At 76.7% G+C, this 17,489-nt stretch carries 5 protein-coding genes; all 5 read right to left on the reverse strand.

Translation table 11 applies throughout. The annotated features are described in order from the left end of the window. The coding region (locus tag ACWD4P_RS30705; RefSeq protein WP_449781902.1) for an amino acid adenylation domain-containing protein at positions 1 to 3,803 on the reverse strand (3,803 nt) is incomplete at its 3' end. A gap of 102 nt (positions 3,804 to 3,905) precedes the next feature. Beyond that, positions 3,906 to 4,937, reverse strand: coding sequence for a guanitoxin biosynthesis L-enduracididine beta-hydroxylase GntD (gntD, locus tag ACWD4P_RS30710; RefSeq protein WP_359817523.1), 1,032 nt, complete (start codon positions 4,935 to 4,937; stop codon positions 3,906 to 3,908). 88 nt (positions 4,938 to 5,025) lie between these two features. Continuing rightward, complete coding sequence (vioD, locus tag ACWD4P_RS30715) at positions 5,026 to 6,135, reverse strand: capreomycidine synthase (protein ID WP_449781903.1); 1,110 nt, start codon at positions 6,133 to 6,135, stop codon at positions 5,026 to 5,028. Between the two features lie 170 nt (positions 6,136 to 6,305). Further along, complete coding sequence (locus tag ACWD4P_RS30720; RefSeq protein WP_449781904.1) at positions 6,306 to 12,707, reverse strand: amino acid adenylation domain-containing protein; 6,402 nt, start codon at positions 12,705 to 12,707, stop codon at positions 6,306 to 6,308. Between the two features lie 65 nt (positions 12,708 to 12,772). Further along, the gene (locus ACWD4P_RS30725; protein ID WP_449781905.1) at positions 12,773 to 17,467 is read right to left on the reverse strand and encodes an amino acid adenylation domain-containing protein; all 4,695 of its coding nucleotides are present in this window, start codon (positions 17,465 to 17,467) and stop codon (positions 12,773 to 12,775) included. Between the last annotated feature and the right edge of the window lie 22 nt (positions 17,468 to 17,489).

Genomic DNA, 17,489 nt, shown 5'->3' on the forward strand with positions numbered 1-17,489 from the left:
AGGTCGTGGGTGAGGGGTCGCATGGACCAGCCGTCGCCGGCGATGTGGTGCAGGACGAGGGCGAGCAGGTGCTGGTCGGGGGCGAGGGTGAACAGGGCGGCGCGCAGCGGGAGTTCGGTGGTCAGGTCGAAGGGCGTGGAGGCGAGGGCGGTGACGCGGCCGCGGGCCTCCGCCTCGTCCCGGACGTCGAGGTGCTGGAGGGGCACCAGGCCCGGGGCGGCGGGGCGGATGGACTGGTGGGGCTCGCCGTCGGCCTCGGGGAAGAGGGTGCGCAGGGTCTCGTGGCGTTCCACCACGTCGTCCAGCGCGGCCCGCAGCGCGGCGGTGTCGACCTCCTCGGTCAGCCGCAGCACCACCGGCATCGCGTACGCGCTCGTGCCGCGCTCCATCCGGTTCAGGAACCAGAGCCGGCGCTGGGCGAAGGAGAGCGGCAGCACCTCGGGGCGCTCGGTCCGGACCAGCGGCGGCAGCGCGACGGCCGGCCGGGCCTGCTCCAGCCGCTCGGCGAGGGCGGCGACGGTGGGCGCCTCGAAGAGGTCGCGCACGCCCAGTTCCACGTCCAGGCCGGTGCGGACGGCCGAGACCAGGCGCATCGCCAGCAGGGAGTGGCCGCCGAGGTCGAAGAAGCTCTCGTCGATGCCCGGTTCGCGGTCGGCGCCCAGCACCTCGGCGAAGATCCGGCAGAGCGCGGCCTCCCGCTCGTCGCGCGCGGTCCGGCCGGGGGCGGACTCCCGGCGGGGCGGGGCCGGCAGCGCCCGGCGGTCGAGCTTGTTGTGGGCGGTCAGCGGTAGCGCGTCGAGCTCCACCAGCGCGGACGGCACCATGTAGCCGGGCAGGGCCTTGGCCAACTCCTCGCGCAGGGCGGCCGGTTCGAGCTCGGCGCCGGGGGCGGGCACGAGGTAGCCGACCAGCTGGCGGTCGCCCGGCCGGTCCTCGCGGACCACCGCGGCGGCCGCCGCCACCGGCTCCAGCGCGGCCAACGCCGCCTCGACCTCGCCGAGTTCGATCCGGAAGCCGCGGATCTTCACCTGGTCGTCCATCCGGCCGAGGAACTCGATCGCCCCGTCCGGCAGTCGGCGGGTGAGGTCGCCGGTGCGGTAGAGCCGGGCGCCGGGCTCGCCGTACGGGTCGGGGACGAAGCGTTCGGCGGTCAGGCCGGGGCGGCCCAGGTAGCCGCGGGTCACCTGGGCGCCGCCGATGAGCAGTTCGCCCGGCACCCCGACCGGGACGGGCTCGCCGCGGTCGTCCAGCACGTACGCCCGGACGTTGCCGAGCGGTCGGCCGATCGGCACGGTCGAGGTGGTGGTGAGTTCGCCGGCCCGCGGGCGGTGGGTGGTGACGCCGACGGTGGTCTCGGTGGGGCCGTAGTGGTTGAGGACCTCGCACCCGGCCCGGCCCAGCAGGTCGCGCACGAAGGTGGTGGTGGAGCCCTCGCCGCCGAGGATCAGGCCGCGGCGGGGCAGCACCCGGTGCTCGCCGCCCGGCCCTTCCAGCGCGGACAGGTGGGAGGGGCTGATCTTCAGGTAGTCGATCGCGTGCTCGGCGAAGTAGGCCGCCAGCAGGCGCCCGTCCGAGGCGGTGTCGGAGTCCACCATGTGCAGGGTGCCGCCGCCGAGCAGGGCGGCGGAGAGCACCGTGACGCAGGAGTCGAAGGTGAACGGCTGCACCATCGCGTAGCCGGCCTCCGCCGCCAGGCCCAGCGCGGACACCACGGCGGTGCGGTAGTTGAGCACCTGGCGGTGCTCGACCACGACGCCCTTGGGGCGGCCGGTGGAGCCGGAGGTGAACAGCACGTAGGCGGCCTGGCCCGGGTCGACGGCCACCTCGGGGGCGGTGTCGGGCAGGGCGTCGAGGTCCAGCTCCTCCACCACGACCGCCCGCACGCCGTCCGGCAGCAGACCGGCCGTGGCGGCGCGGGTGATCACCAGGGGCGCGGCGGTGTCGGCGAGCATCATCGCCATCCGCTCCCGGGGCTGGGCCGGGTCGATCGGGACGTAGCACCCGCCGGCCTTGAGCGCGGCCAGCAGCGCCACGACCGTCCAGGTGCCGCGCTCCAGGCAGATGCCGACGGGGGTCTCGCCGGCGACGCCGAGTGCGCGCAGGTGGTGGGCCAGCCGGTTGGCCTGCCGGTCCAGTTCGGCGTAGGTGGGGGAGCCGTCGGCGCCGATGACGGCGACGGCCCGCGGGGTGCGGGCGGCCTGCTCGGCGAAGCGGCCGTGGAAGGTGCCGGCCGGCACGTCCAGGGCGGTGGCGTTCCAGGTGTCGAGCACCTGCTCGCGCTCGGCGGCGGTGAGCAGCGGCAGCCGGCCGATCGGGCGGTCCGGGTCGGCGCAGGCCTCGCGCAGCAGGGTGGCGTAGTGGGCGAGCAGGCGCTCGGCGGAGCGTTCCTCGTAGCGGTCGGTGCGGTGGACGAGGGTCAGCGCGAGGGTGTCGGCGGTCTCCGAGACGGTGAAGGTGAGGTCTCGCTTGGCGTCGGCCGGGCCGGCCCCGTCCAGCGGGCGCAGGGTCAGCGGGTCGGAGCCCTCGGGGGTGCCGGGGGAGTCCGCGGCGGTGGCCTGGTCGAGCACCAGCATGGTGCGCGCCAGCCCGTCCGGGGAGCCGGCCCGCAGGCGGGTGGCCAGCTGGTCGAAGGGCACCTCCTGGTGCCGGAGGTCCTGCCGGGTCGCCTCGGCGGTGCGGTCCAGCAGTTCGGCGAAGGTGGGCTCGCCGGAGGTGTCGCCGCGCAGCAGCAGGGTGTTGACGAAGCAGCCGACCAGGCCCTCGAGTTCGGTGCGCTCGCGACCGCCGACCGGGGTGGCGATCAGCGGGTCGGGGCCGCTGCCGTAGCGGTGCAGCAGGGTCTGGAGCGCGGCCAGGGCCACGGTGAAGAGCGTGGTGCGGTGCCGCGCCGCCAGGGCCCGCAGGCCGGCCGTCACGTCGGCGGGCAGTTCCAGGCTGTGTGATCCCGCGCCCGCGCCGCCGCCGGCGCGGCCGGTGACGGTGGCGGCCGGGGGAGTGTCGGTAACGCCGGAGAGCCGCCGCTGCCAGTGGTCCAGGCTCTCCTGGTAGGCGGCGCCGTCGAGCCGGCCGCGCTGCCAGGCGGCGAAGTCGCCGTACTGTACCGGCAGCGGGGGAAGTTCGGCGCCGCCAGGCCCGTCCGCGAGCCGGTAGGCCGCCGCGACCTCGGCCAGCAGGACGTTCACCGACCAGGCGTCGACGGCGATGTGATGAACCGTCAGCAACAGGACGTGCTCCTGTTCGCCGGTGCGCAGCAGCGCGGCCCGCAACAGCGGCCCGGACGCCAGGTCGAACGGGGTGTGGGCCTCCTCGGCCAGCCGCGCGCGGACCAGCGCCTCGGCTCCGCCCGGCGCCGAGCGCAGGTCGGTCACCGGAAGAGTGAACTGCGCATCCTCGCACACCAGTTGGACGGGCGTGCCGTCCGGCCCGGCGGCGAAGACGGTGCGCAGCACCTCGTGCCGGGAGATCACCGTGCGGAACGCCCCGGCCAGCCGCTCGGCGTCCAGCGGGCCGGTGCAGGCGACCGCCATCGGCACGTTGTACGCCGCCGACTCGGGGGCGAGCTGCTGGGCCAGCCAGATCTGCTCCTGGGTGAAGGAGAGCGGCACCGGGGCCCCCGGGGTGCGGCGCGGGATGCCGGTGGCGGCGGCCGGGCGCCGGGCCAGCCGCTCGCGCAGCCGGGCCTCCAGACGGGCCCGCTGCTCGAGGGACAGCTCGGCGATCCGGCGGGCGGTGTCGGTGGCGGTGGTGGCCTCGGCGGCGGTGCCGTTCGACGGCGCGGCGGCGGCGGACTGGGTGGTGCTCACGGTGCTCTCCCCGGAGAAGGTCAGGCGGGCCCGAAGGCGCTGGACGGAAGGCGGAGTCGGGATGGCGGCGGGCGGGGCCGGCGGTCGGCGCTCAGCAGGCGCTCAGAACAGGACGCGGGAGCCGGCGGTGGCCCGGGAGTCGCGGGACTTGCGCAGGTCGCGGGCGACGTTGACCCGCTTGAGCCAGCGGTCGGTGCCGTCGAAGCGCGCGGCGAAGGAGTTGCGGCCGTGCACCGCCCGGTAGTTGTCGACGAAGACGATCTCGCCGGGGGCGAGGGCGGCGCCGCCGAGCCGGCGGTCGATGTCGTCGGAGAGGCGCTGGAGCGCGGCCCGGGCCTCCGGGTCCAGCCGGTCCAGGTCCATGAAGTACGGGTCCAGGCAGAGGTAGGGGTCGCCGGGCGAGCCGAACAGCACCGGGACGGGCGCGGCGGCGTCGCGCATGGTCTTCAGCCGTTCGTACGCCTGGTCGAGCAGTTCCGCGCCGCCGGCGAGGGCCCGGCCGGGGCCGCTGTCGAGCATCTGGAGGTGCGAGTTGTCCGGCAGCATGTAGAACCGCGGCTCGGAGAGCACCCGGCGGTCGGCGGCCGAGATGTCGAGGTCCTGGACGCCGACGAAGGTGGTCGGCACGCGGTCCGGGTTGCGCAGGCACAGCAGGCCCACGTAGTCGCCCCGGTAGGGGTGGAAGGCGTCCTCGACGTGCCAGAAGATGGTCTGGTTGCTGCCGGTGCCGATCTGCTCCTCCTCGTGGCCCCGCACCGGCAGGACGTCGTGCACCAGGTAGCCGTCCTGCTGGGTGGCCCAGGCGACTGGTTCGCCGAGCAGGGCCGCGCACAGCAGCAGGAAGATCTCCTCGCGCAGGGCCGGGGAGGTCCCGGTGCGGTCCTGCCAGTGGGCGGGGGTGGCGCCGATCCGCTCCTGGTCGACGCGGTAGCCGGAGATCACGCAGACGCCGCTCGGCTCGTGCAGCCGGAAGTCCGTCAGGAAGCGGCGCAGGGCCAGGGGCAGCCGGTGGGACTGGACGGTCAGGTCGTCCTGGAGGGTCTGGTCCTCCACGCTGCCGTGCCGGGCGGCCAGTTCGTCGAGCAGGACGGCGACCTCGTCGGCGTCGGCGGGGTCGAGCGTGAGGGCGTGCATCGGGTGTCACCTCGGGTGGTCGGTGGTGCGGAGGGCTCGGTGGAGCCCGGACGGGAGGGAGATCGGCGGGGAGGGCCCGGACGGGCCGTCAGCGGGCCTCGGGCAGCAGCGCGGCCAGCCGGTCGAGGCCGGCGGTCAGCTCCTCGGAGGCGCCGCCGAAGCCGAGCCGGATGTGCCGCGGGGCGCCGAAGCAGGCGCCGGGCACGACCAGCACGCCGTGGTCGCGGTCGAGCCGGTCGGCGAACTCGGTCACGTCCGCGACGGTGGTCAGCTCGGGGAAGGCGGTGACGCCGCCGGCCGGCAGGTCGGCGGTCACCCGGTCGCGGTGCTCGGCCAGCCAGTCGGCCAGCAGCTTCCGGTTGGCGGTGGCCTGGGCGAGCCGGGGGCGCAGCAGTTCGTCGGCGTGCCGGACGGCGTGCGTGGCCACCGCCTCGACCAGCGGGGACAGCGCGAGGCTGGTGTAGTCGCGGCGGCGCACGCAGCCGGCCAGCACCTCGGGCGCGGCCAGCGCCCAGCCGACCCGCAGGCCCGGCAGGCCGTACGCCTTGGACAGGGTGCCGAAGGAGATCGCCCGGGGGTAGCCGGGGGCCGGGTCGGGCAGCGGCTCGCGGTCGTAGACCAGGTGCTGGAAGGCGTTGTCCCAGGCGAGCCAGGTGCCGTACCGGGCGCAGGTGTCGACGATGGCGGCCTGCTGGTCGGCGGTCACCGTGGCGCCGGTCGGGTTGTGCGGGAAGTTGACCACGACCATCGCGGTGTCCGGGCCGACCAGCGCCAGCAGCTCGTCCTCGTTGGTGACCACGCCGTGCTCGGTGCGCATCGCCCAGGGGACGATCCGGCAGCCGAGCGAGGCGGCCACCTCGACCAGCGCGTGGTAGGCGGGCGTCTGCACCACGACCTCGTCGCCGGGCTTCAGCAGGGCCTGCATGACCAGGTAGATCGCCTCGCTGGAGCCCTGGGTGGCGATGATCGAGCCGGGGTCGGTGCCGTGCCGCTCGGCGAGGGCGGCGCGCAGCGGCTCGCCGCCGAGGGAGTGGCTGTCGCGGAACATGATGTCGCCGAGGGAGGCGGCGCTGGTGCCGGCCAGGGCGAGGACCTGGTCGACGGTGTAGTTCTCGACACCGCTGCTGCTGATGTCGTAGGTGGTGGTGAAGTACCGCTCGCGCAGCCAGTCTTCGAGCAGGGCGGGGGCGATGGTCATGAGGGTTCCTCCTGGGAGCGGGTCGGGTGGACGGGCCGGGTGGGCGGGGCGGGCGGCCGGCGGGGGCGGGGTGCCCCCGCCGCGCCCGACCCGCCGGGGCCGGATGGCCGGCGGTCGGTTGGCCGGGGCCGGTGGGAGGCCGGGGCCGGTGGGCGGCCGGACCGCCGGGATCAGGTGGCGGCGAGGCCGTCCTCGGCCTCCAGCTCGGCGAGCAGCTGCGCCAGGTCGTCCGGGTCGGTCCCCTCGGCCTGGAGCTGCACCACCCGCAGGGCCAACTCGGCGACGGTGGGCGCCTCGTAGAAGACCCGCAGCGGGACGTCCACCAGGCAGGTCTCGCGCACCCGGGCGGCGAACCGGGCGGCCAGCAGCGAGTGCAGGCCGAGGTCGAACAGGTTGTCGTGGACGCCGACGGCCGGCAGGCCGAGCAGGTCGCCCGCCAGTTCCGCGATCTCCCGCTCGGTGGGGGTGCTCGGGGCCGCCGCCGCCCCGCCGGTCAGCTCGGAGCGGCCGGGCCTGGGCAGCGCGCCGCGGTCGAGCTTGCCGTTGCCGTTCAGCGGCAGCGCGGGCAGCAGCACGACGGCCGAGGGCACCAGGTACCCGGGCAGCCGCTCGCGCAGCGCGGCGCGCAGTTCGAGGGCGTCGGGTGCGGCGCCGGGGGCGGCGACCGCGTAGCCGACCAGGCGCTTCTCGCCCGGCTCGTCCTCGCGGACCACCACCGCCGCGGCGCCGACGCCGGGCAGTTCGGCGAGCCGGGCCTCCACCTCGCCGGGTTCGATCCGGTGGCCGCGGATCTTCACCTGCTGGTCCGCGCGGCCGATGAACTCCACGGTCCCGTCGGCCAGGTGGCGGGCGAGGTCGCCAGTGCGGTAGAGCCGGGCGCCGGGCTCACCGTACGGGTCCGGGACGAAGCGCTCGGCGGTCAGGCCCGGCCGGCCCAGGTAGCCCCGGCCCACGCCGGCACCGCCGAGGAACATCTCGCCGGGGGAGCCGATCGGCACCGGGTTCCCGGCCGGGTCCAGCAGGTAGACGGCGGTGTTGGGCAGCGGTCGGCCGATCGGCAGGCCGTCGGCGGCCACCGGCTCGCCGGTCACCCGCAGGGTGGCCGAGGTGCAGGTCACCTCGGTGAGCCCGTACACGTGCACCAGCGGGACGCCGAGGCGCTGCCACACGGTCAGCAGGTCCCGGCGCACCCGCTCGCCGCCCATCGCGACGAACCGCAGGTCCGGCGGCAGGGCGGCACCGGTGCGCGCCAACTCGGCGGTCCAGTCGTGCCAGTAGGCGGTGGTGAGCTCCAGGCCGGTGATCCGGTGCTCCGCCAGGTAGCGGGTCAGGTCGGTGCCGCGGGCGAGCAGCCGGGCGCCGGGGAGCACCACGGTCGCTCCGGCCGCCAGGGCCGGGAACAGCTCCTCGACGAGGACGTCGAAGCCGGTGGACGCCAGCTGCAGGAAGCGGTCGCCGGGGGCGAGGCGGAACTCCTCGGCCATCGCCAGGGTGAAGTTGACCAGGCCCCGGTGGGTGAACATCGAGCCCTTGGGGGTGCCGGTGGTGCCGGAGGTGAAGAACACGCAGGCCAGCGCCTCCGGTTCGGTCGCCGTGGCGGCCGTGGCGGCCGGGACGGGCCCGGCCGGCGCGCCCGGCTCGGCCGGCTCCTCGATCGGGGCCACCGTGAGCCCGGCCGGCAGCGGGTGGGAGGTGGGCCCGTCGGTGAGCACCAGCCGGGCGCCGGACAGCTCCAGCAGCAGGCTCAGCCGGGCCTCGGGCAGCTCCGGGTCCAGCGTGGTGAAGGCCGCCCCGGCCTTGAGCACGCCGAGCAGGGCGGTCACCAGCCGCGGGGTCGGGGCCGCGTGCACCGCGACCACGCTGCCCTCGCCGACCCCGAGTACGCGCAGCCGGGCGGCGCAGCGCTCGGCGGCGGCCTCCAGCTCGGCGTAGCTGGTGGTGCGGCCCTCGTGCTCCAGCGCCGGAGCGCCGGGGGTGCGGGCCGCGGCCGCCGCGACGAGCTCGTGCAGGCCGGTGGCCGGGACGGGGCGGGCGGTGTCGTTCCACGTGCTGAGGACGGTGCGGCGCTCCTCGGCGTCGAGCAGCGGCAGCCCGGACAGCCGGGTGCCCGGCGCGTCGGCGGCGGCCGCCAGCAGCACGCCGAAGCGGTGCGCCAGCCGGGCGATGCCCGCCGCGTCGAACAGGTCCGTGGCGTACTCGACGGTGAAGGCCAGCCGCCCGTCCTGTTCGACGGCGGTGAACATCACGTCCATCAGGCAGGAGTCGGTCCGCGCGTCCAGCGGGTCCACGCGCAGTCCCGCGAAGCCGGCCCGGGGCAGGCGGGCGCTCTGCAGCGTCAGCATGGTCTGGAACACGGGATGCCGGGCCGGGTCGCGGTCCGCGCCGACGGCGTCCAGCACCTGCTCGAACGGGACGTCCTGGCAGCCGAAGTCCGCGAGCGTGCGGGTGCGGGTACGCTCCAGCAGTTCGGTGAAGGCCGGGTCGCCGGAGAGGTCGCCGCGCAGCGCCAGGCTGTTGACGAAGCAGCCCACCAGGCCGTCCAGTTCGGGCTGGCCCCGGCCGGCGACCGGGGTGCCGACCAGGACGTCCTCGGCGCCGGAGAGCCGGCCCAGCAGGGCCTGGTAGCCGGCCAGCAGCACCATGAACAGGGTGGCGCCGTGCCGGGCGCCGAGGGCGCGCAGCCGCTCGGTCAGTTCGGCGGACAGCTCGAACTCGTGCACCGCGCCGGCGAGGCTGGGCACGGCCGGGCGGGGCCGGTCGGCGGGCAGCTCCAGCACCGGCAGCGGCCCGGCGAGCCGCTCCCGCCAGTGCGTCAGCTGCTCGTCCCAGCGGCCCTCGGCGGCCCGGTCGGCCTGCCACCGGGCGTAGTCGGCGTACTGCACCGGCAGCGGGGGCAGGGCACGGCCGTCGTAGAGCGCGCCCAGGTCCTCGACCAGCACGCCCATCGACCAGCCGTCGAGCGCGATGTGGTGGATCACCAGGACCAGCACGTGCTCGTCCGGGGCCACCCGCAGCAGCAGGACGCGGATCGGCACCTCGGCGGCGAGGTCGAACGGCCGGGCGACGAACTCGTCGACCACCGCCCGGGCCGGCTCGCCGGCGGCGAGGTCGCGGACGGTCAGCGGCACCTCACCGACCGGCAGCACCCGCTGGACCGGCACGCCGTCCACCTCCGGCAGCACGGTGCGCAGCACCTCGTGCCGGGCCGCCAGCCCGCGCAGGGCCTCGGCCAGCGCCCGCTCGTCCAGCCCGCCGCCGATCCGCACCGCGGTGGGCACGTGGTAGGCCGGGTTGCCGGGCGCGAAGCGGTCGAACAGCCACATCCGCTGCTGGGCGAAGGAGAGCGGCAGCGGGAGGGCGCGGTCCGCCGGGACGACCGGCGGCAGCGGCGCGGGGACGCCGTCCGCCGGGCCGCCGTCGGCCCCGGCGCGCAGCCGCTCGACCAGCTCGGCCTGGGCGGCCACCGTGACGGCGGCGAACAGCTCGCGCAGTCGCAGCTCCACGCCGAACTCCGCGCGCAGCGCGCCGACCAGCCGGTTGGCCAGCAGCGAGTGGCCGCCGAGGAGGAAGAAGTCGTCCAGCACGCCGACCTCGGGCCGCTCCAGCAGGTCCCGCCAGATCGCGGCGATCGCGGCCTCGGTGCCGGTGCGCGGGGCGAGCACCTCGGACGGCCCGTCGGGGGCGGCCGGCTCGGGCAGCGCGGCCCGGTCGACCTTGCCGTTGGGGGACAGCGGCAGGGCCGTCAGCTCCGTCCACAGCGCGGGGACCAGGTGGCCGGGCAGCCGCTCGCGCAGCCAGGCGGCCAGCTCGGCGCCGGACACGGGCGCGGCGGCGACCCAGTAGGCGGCGAGCCGCCGGTCGCCCGGGGCCGTCTCGCGGGCCACCACGATGGCGTCGGCCACCGCCGGGTGGCCCAGCAGCACGCCGGTCACCTCACCCGGCTCGACCCGGAACCCGCGGATCTTGACCTGGTGGTCGGCCCGGCCGAGCAGCTCCAGCTCGCCGTCGGGCCGGCGGCGGGCCAGGTCGCCGGTGCGGTAGAGGCGCTCGCCCGGCACCCGGGGGTACGGGTGCGGCACGAAGCGCTCGGCGGTCAGCCCGGGACGGCCCCGGTACCCGCGGGCCAGCCCCTCGCCCGCCACGCACAGCTCGCCGGGCACCCCGGCGGGCACCGCGCGCAGCAGCCCGTCGAGCACCAGCAGCCGCTGGTTGGCCAGCGGGTGCCCGTACGGGACCGGGGCGGTCGGGTCGGCGTCCTCGGGCACCCGGTACTCGTTGTTGCAGAAGGCGGCCTCGGCCACGCCGGCGGAGTTGACGACCTCGCAGCCGGGCGCGGCGGCGCGCAGCCGCGCGGGCAGTGCGGGCGGCAGCACGTCGCCGCCGACCATGGCGCTGCGCAGGCTGCCCAGGGACAGGCCGTGCTCCTCGGCGGCGGCCAGCATCGCCTCCGTCCCGGCCGGCCCCATCGACCAGACGGTGACCTCGTGGCGGGCGACCAGCTCGGCCCAGTGCCGGGGGTCGCGGGCCGACTCCGGCGCGGGGAAGACGGCGGCGGCGCCGACCACCAGGGGGGCCAGGCAGTCGTGCACGGCCGGGTCGAAGCTCGGCGAGTGCAGGGCGATCATCCGGTCGCCGGGCGCGAAGCCATGGGTCAGGGCCAGCCCGGCGAAGGTGTTGAGGATGGCCCGGTGGGTGACGGCGACGCCCTTGGGACGCCCGGTGGAGCCCGAGGTGTACACCAGGTAGGCCAGGTTGGCCTCGCCGGCGCCGGTGACGCCGTCCTCCGCGGGGAACTCCGGCGCGTCCCGCGCGATCTCCTCCAGCAGCAGCACCTCGGTGCCGGCCGGCAGCGCGCCGACGGTGGAGCGGTTGGCGAGCACCACACCCGGCCGGGCGTCGTCGATCATGAAGGCGAGCCGGTCGGCCGGGTAGGACGGGTCCAGGCCGAGGAAGGCGCCGCCGGCCCGCAGCGTGCCCAGCATGCCGGCGCTGAGCCCGGCGCCGCGCTCCAGGCAGAGCGCCACCGGCACCTCCGGCCCGACGCCGCACTCCCGCAGCCGGTGGGCGATCCGGCCCGCCCAGGCGTCCAGCTCCCGGTAGGTGAGGGAGCCGGCGGCGTCGAGCACCGCGACCGCCTCCGGCGTCTCGGCCGCCCGGCGGGCGAACAGCCGGTCCACCCGCAGACCGGCCGGGAACTCGGCGTCGGTGTCGTTCCAGCCGTGCAGCTCCCGGGCCAGCTCCTCCGGGGTGAGCATCGGCAGCTCGGACAGCCGGGTGCCCGGCGCCCGTACGGCGGCCTCCAGCAGGGTGGTCCAGTGGCCGAGCAGCCGGGCCACCGTCGGCGTGTCGAAGAGGTCCCGGGCGAACTCGGCGAAACCGGTGAAGCAGCCCTCCTCCTCGGTGAGTTGGAGGTCCAGGTCGAGGTGCGCGCTGTCCCGGGGGACGGCCACCGGCTCGACGGCCAGCCCGGACAGCGCGGGCGTGGCGGCCGGTGCGTTCTGGAGCACGAAGCCGACCTGCGCCAGCGGGTTGCGGGAGAGGTCGCGGCTGGGCGCCAGCTCCTCGACCAACCGGTCGAAGGGCAGCTCGTGGTGCTCGAAGGCGTCCAGCGCGGTGCCCCGCACCCGCTCCACCAGGTCGGCGAAGCTCGGGTCGCCGGCCAGCGAGGTGCGCAGCAGCACCGTGTTGACCAGCGCGCCGACCAGCAGCTCCGTACCCGGGGCGCGGGTGGCCGGCCCGGTCGCCACCACGACCTCCTCGGCGCCCGCGTGCCGGGCCAGCACCGCCTGGAAGGCGGCCAGCAGGACCATGAACGGGGTCGCCCCCGCGGCTCGGGCGAGGTCGCGCACGGCCTGCGAGGCGGCCGCGTCCAGCCGTACCGGCACCGTGGCGCCGCGGAAGCTGCGCACCGCCGGGCGCGGCCGGTCGCCGGGCAGTTCCAGGGCCTGCGGCGCCCCGGCCAGCCGCTCGCGCCAGTGGGCGAGCAGCCGGTCGCCGAGGCCGCCGTCCAGCACGGCCTGCCGGCCGGCCACGTGGTCGGCGTAGCGCAGCGGCAGCTCGGGCAGCCGGGCCGGGCGCCGCTCCGCGGACGCGGCGTAGCCCTCGGAGAGCTCGGACATCAGCAGGCCGAAGGACCAGCGGTCCACCACGATGTGGTGCAGCACGACCACCAGCAGGTGCTCCTGCGGCCCGAGGGCGATCAGCTCGGCCCGCAGCAGCGGCCCCTTGGCCAGGTCGAAGGGCTGCTCGGCGAGCCGGGCGGCCAGCCGGCGGACCTCGGCCTCGTCGGCGCCGGCGGCCTCGGTGGTGCCCAGCTCGAAGGCGCGTCGGGGCAGCACCAGTTGGACCGGGACGCCGTCGCGGGCCGGGAAGACGGTGCGCAGCGCCTCGTGCCGGTCGACCAGCCGCTGGAACGCCTGCCGGAGGTGGTCGACGGCCACCGGTCCGCGCAGCCGCAGGGCCGCGGCGGTGTTGTAGACGCCGCTGGGGCCCTCCAGCCGGTCGATCAGCCAGAACCGGCGCTGGGCGGCGGAGACCGGCAGCACCTCGGCGGTGCGGGGGGCGGGGGCCACGGGGTGCTCCTTCTCGGAGGTGGGGACGCGGGTGCTCGGGGCGCTCGGGGTGCGGGGGGCGGCGGTCACAGCTCCCCGCCCATCAGCTCCGCCAGCTCCTCGGCGGACAGGTCGTCGAAGCCGGCGCCGTCGGCCGGGACGCTCTCGCGCACCGGCGCGGCCTCCTCGGGCTGCTCCTCCGTGGCCGGGGCGCGGCGCACCGCCTCGGCGTACTCGCCCAGCACCGGCGCCTCGAACAGCGCCCGGACGGGCAGGTCGCGGCCCAGGGCCTCGCGGACGCCGGCGGTGACCTGGACGGCGAGCAGGGAGTGGCCGCCGAGGTCGAAGAAGTTGTCGGACAGGCCGATCCGGGACACGCCCAGGGTGGTGCTCCAGAGCTCGGCGAGCGTCCGCTCGGTGTCGTCGCGGGGAGCGAGCAGCGCGGTCGAGGCGGTGGACCAGTCCGGCGCGGGCAGCGCCGCCCGGTCGAGCTTGCCGTTGGCGGTCAGCGGCAGCGCGTCCAGGGTGACGAAGGCCTCCGGGACCATGTACTCCGGCAGCCGCTCCCGCAGGCGGGCGCGGAGCAGGGGCACCAGGCTGCGGGCGGCGCGGCCGCGGTGCGGGTCGTTGGCCCAGTGCGGCCAGGGGAGGCCCAGGTCGTCCCCGGCGGGCGGCAGCGCGCTGTGCGGCGCGGCGCCGTCCGGGCGGAAGGCGGCGTCGAAGCGGCCCAGCGGGTCGCCGGACGCCCAGCTGAACTCCACGGTGTGGCCGAGCTCCTCGGCCAGCTCGCGCAGCTCCTGCGGGTCGACCGGGTCCTGCTCGGCGGCACCGGCGGCACCGGCGGCGTCGTCGGGCCGGACGGCCTCGTCGGCCCGCGCGGTACCGGCGGCGAGCCGCGCGGCGGTCCGGGCGTCGGCGTGCACCCGGGCGTTGGGGATGCCCGTGACCACCAGCGGGGAGCCGTCGAGCAGGGCCCGGAGGCCGCCGCCGGTCCACGGCACCACGCGCTCCGGCGCGGCGTCCGGTCCGGTGCCGGCCGGCTCGGCGCCGCCCGCCTCCGTGCCGGCCGCCTCGGTGTCGAGGTGCAGCACCACGTCGTAGCGGTAGCGGGTCATCTCGTTGCGGTCGCGCCCGGGCTTGGGAAGCACCTCCACCCGGCCGATCCGCGGGATCTCCCGGCGCAGCGCGGTGAAGAAGCGGGGGTCGAGCAGCAGCTCGTCCTCCTGCCGGACGGCCTGCCGGACCTGCCGGGCCAGCTCGGCGTCCGTCGCCCCGGCCGCCGGGCCCGCGCGGAGGACCGACACCGTGAAGGCGTCCAGCAGTGCCAGGTGCCGGACGTCGCCGACCACGATCCGCCCGCCCGGGGCGAGCAGCGCGGCGGCCCCGCGGAGGACCTCGACCAGGTAGCCCGCGCTCGGCAGGTACTGGGCGACCGAGTTGACGACGACGGTGTCGAAGCCGTCGCCCGCCAGCCCGTCCAGCTCGTGACCGGCCCGGCGCAGCACCCGGACGTGCTCCCAGTGCTCGGGGAGGTGGCGGCGCACGTGCGCGACGGCGCTGTCCGACAGGTCGAGGGCGGTGTACCGCTCGCAGTCGCCGGCCAGTCGGAAGAGCAGCAGGCCGGTGCCGCTGCCGATCTCCAGGACCCGGCGCGGCCCGGTGCGCCGGATCAGCGCGACGGTGGACTCCACCCAGCGCCGCATCTCCTCGGCCGGTATCGGCTCGCCGGTGTAACTGCTCGTCCAGCCGCGGATGTTGAAGGTCGGATCGGAGCCCGCCACCTGCTCGTAGTGCTCGTAGGCGGTGTCGAAGACGGTCCGCCACTCGGCGACCTGCTCGGCGTCGGCCGCGTCGTGCCCGGCCCGCGGCTCCTGCCGCGCGCCCGCCGACTCCTCGGGGACGAGGTAGGCCACCAGCCCGGGGCCGCCGCCGGGCGCCTCGCGGGGCAGGACGGCCGCGTGCCGCACGCCCGGGTGGGCGCCCAGCTCCGCCTCGATCTCGCCGAGCTCCACCCGGTGGCCGCGGACCTTGACCTGCTGGTCGATCCGGCCGAGGTACTCCAGGGTGCCGTCCGGCAGCCGGCGGGCGAGGTCGCCGCTGCGGTACAGCCGTTCGCCGCCGCCCAGCGGGGAGGGGACGAAGCGTTCGGCGGTCAGGCCCGGGCGGCCCAGGTAGCCGCGGGCCAGGCCGGGCCCGCCGACGCACAGCTCGCCGGGCACGCCCGGCGGCACCGGTTCGCCGCGCCGGTCCAGCAGGTGCACCGCCAGGTCGGCCAGCGGGCGGCCGATCACGCTGCCGGGGGCGGACAGCCCGGCCGGGTCGAGCGGGTGCGCGGTGACGTGCACCGTGGTCTCGGTGATCCCGTACATGTTGACGAGCCGGGGGCCGTCCGGGTGCCGGGCGGCCCAGCCGCGCAGCGCGCCCGGCTCCAGGGCCTCGCCGCCGAACACCACGTGCCGCAGCGCGAGCGGCCGGTCGGCCGGCCCGCGGGGCGCCGCCTCGTCGGCGTCCGCGAACTGCCGGAAGGCGGTGGGCGTCTGGCTGAGCACCGTGACGCCCTCGGCGCGCACCAGGGCGTGGCAGGCGGCGGGGCTCTGCCGGGCCTCCTGCGGCACCACGGCGATCCGGCCGCCGTGGAGCAGCGCGCCCCAGATCTCCCAGACCGAGAAGTCGAAGGCGGCGGAGTGGTAGAGCGACCAGACGTCCTCCGGGCCGAACGGCACGTCCGCCGAGGCCGCCTCGAAGAGCCGCAGCACGTTGGCGTGGGTGAGCAGCGCGCCCTTGGGACGGCCGGTGGTGCCGGAGGTGTAGATCACGTACGCGAGGTGGTCCGGGTGCGGCGCCACCGGTTCCAGTGGCCGCTCCTCCGAGAGCCGGTCGGCGGGCGCCTGGTCGGTGGGTGCCTGGTCGACCGCCAGCACCGGGACGCCGTCCGCCGCCGAGGCGTGCCCGGGGTCGGCGACCAGGGCCACCGCGCCGGAGTCGGCGAGGGTGTAGGCCCGCCGGTCGGCCGGGTGGCGGGGGTCGAGCGGGACGTACGCGCCGCCGCTCTTCAGGATGCCCAGGATGCCGGTGACCAACCGGACGGAGGGCTCCACACAGATCGCCACCCGGCTCTCCGGGCCCACGCCCAGCTCGCGCAGCCGCCGGGCCAGCGCGTCCGAACGGCGGTCCAGCTCGGCGTAACTCAGGCTCTCCTCGCCGCAGTTGACCGCGATCGCGGTGGGGCGCAGCCGGACCTGCTCGGCGAACGCGGCCGGCAGGCTGCGGGCCCGCGGGGCGGTGTCGCGCGGGCCCGCGGCGTTCCGGGCGGCGCCGGCCGCGAGCTCGGCCCGGCGCTCGGCGGCGGCCAGCAGCGGCAGCGCGTCCAGCCGGGTGTCCGGGGCGGCGACGGCGGCGGCCAGCAGGTGCAGCCACTGGTCGATGAAGCGGCGTACGGTGCGCTCCTCGTACAGCTCGGTGCTGTAGTCGGCCAGGCCGGTCAGGCCCTGCGGGGTCTCGGTGACCTGGAGGTGCAGGTCGAACTTGGCCGTGCCGGTGTCCACCGCGGCCGTGTCCATCCGCAGTCCGGGCAGCTCGATCCTGGTCTCCGGGGTGTTCTGGAGGACCAGCAGCAGGTTGGCGAACGGGGTGCGTCCGCCGGCGTCGCGGTCCGGGCGCACCGCCTCCACGATCCGCTCGAACGGCACGTCCTGGTGGGCGTACGCGGCGATCGCGGACTCCCGTACCCGGCCGAGCAGTTCGCGGAACGTCGGGTTGCCGGACAGGTCGGCGCGCAGCGGCAGCATGTTGACGAAGAAGCCGATCAGGCCCTCGGTGCTGGGGTGGTTGCGGTTGGCCACCGGCGAGCCGACCACCAGGTCGGTCTGGCCGCTCCAGCGCTGCGCCACGGCGGTGAAGCCGGCCAGCAGCGCCATGTACAGGGTGGCGTCGTGCTCGCGGGCCAGCGCGGTGAGCCGGGTGGCGAGGTCGCCGTCCAGCTGCCACGGGAAGCAGGCGCCGGCGAAGCTCTGCCGGGCGGCGCGCGGCCGGTCGGTGGGCAGGTCCACGGCGGTGGGGGCGTCGGCCAGCCGCTCGCGCCAGTGCTCCAGTTGGGCGTCCATCGCCCCGTCGGCGGCCCGCTCGTGCTGCCAGAGCGCGAAGTCAGCGTACTGGACGGGAAGTTCGGGAAGGGCGGCGGCGCCGGGCCGGTAGTGGTGGGCCAGTTCCCGGACCAGGACGTCCAGCGACCAGCCGTCCGCCACGATGTGGTGCACGGCGAGCACCAGCACGTGCTCCTCGTCGGCGAGCCGGACCAGCCGGCCGCGCAACAGGGGGCCGGCGCCCAGGTCGAAGGGGCGGCGGCTCTCCTGGTCGGCCAGCTCGGCGAGCGCGTCCTCCCGGGCGTCGGCGGCCGCTGCGGACAGGTCGGTGAGCGGCAGCGCGACCTCGACCCGGGCGTGCACGACCTGCTCGGGCCGGCCGTCCTCGGCGCGGAACGTGGTGCGCAGCGCCTCGTGCCGCTCCACCACCCGGTTCAGCGCGCGCTCCAGGGCGGCGGCGTCGAGCCGGCCGGTCAGCCGGACGGTGCAGGCGATGCTGTAGAGCGGGCTCGGGCCGGCGAACTGCTCGACGAACCACAGCCGTTGCTGGGCGAAGGAGAGCGGCAGCCGCACCCCCGCGGGGCGGGGGGTGATCCGGTCGGCGGTGTCGGTGCGGGCGAGGCCCTGCTGCTCGAGCAGCTTGGCGAGCAGGCGGCGCTTCTCGGCGGAGAGCGCGGCGCGTTGGGGTGAGTGGCTCATGGGGAGTCCCGGCGGTCGGAGA

The sequence above is a fragment of the Kitasatospora sp. NPDC002543 genome, assembly GCF_053594915.1.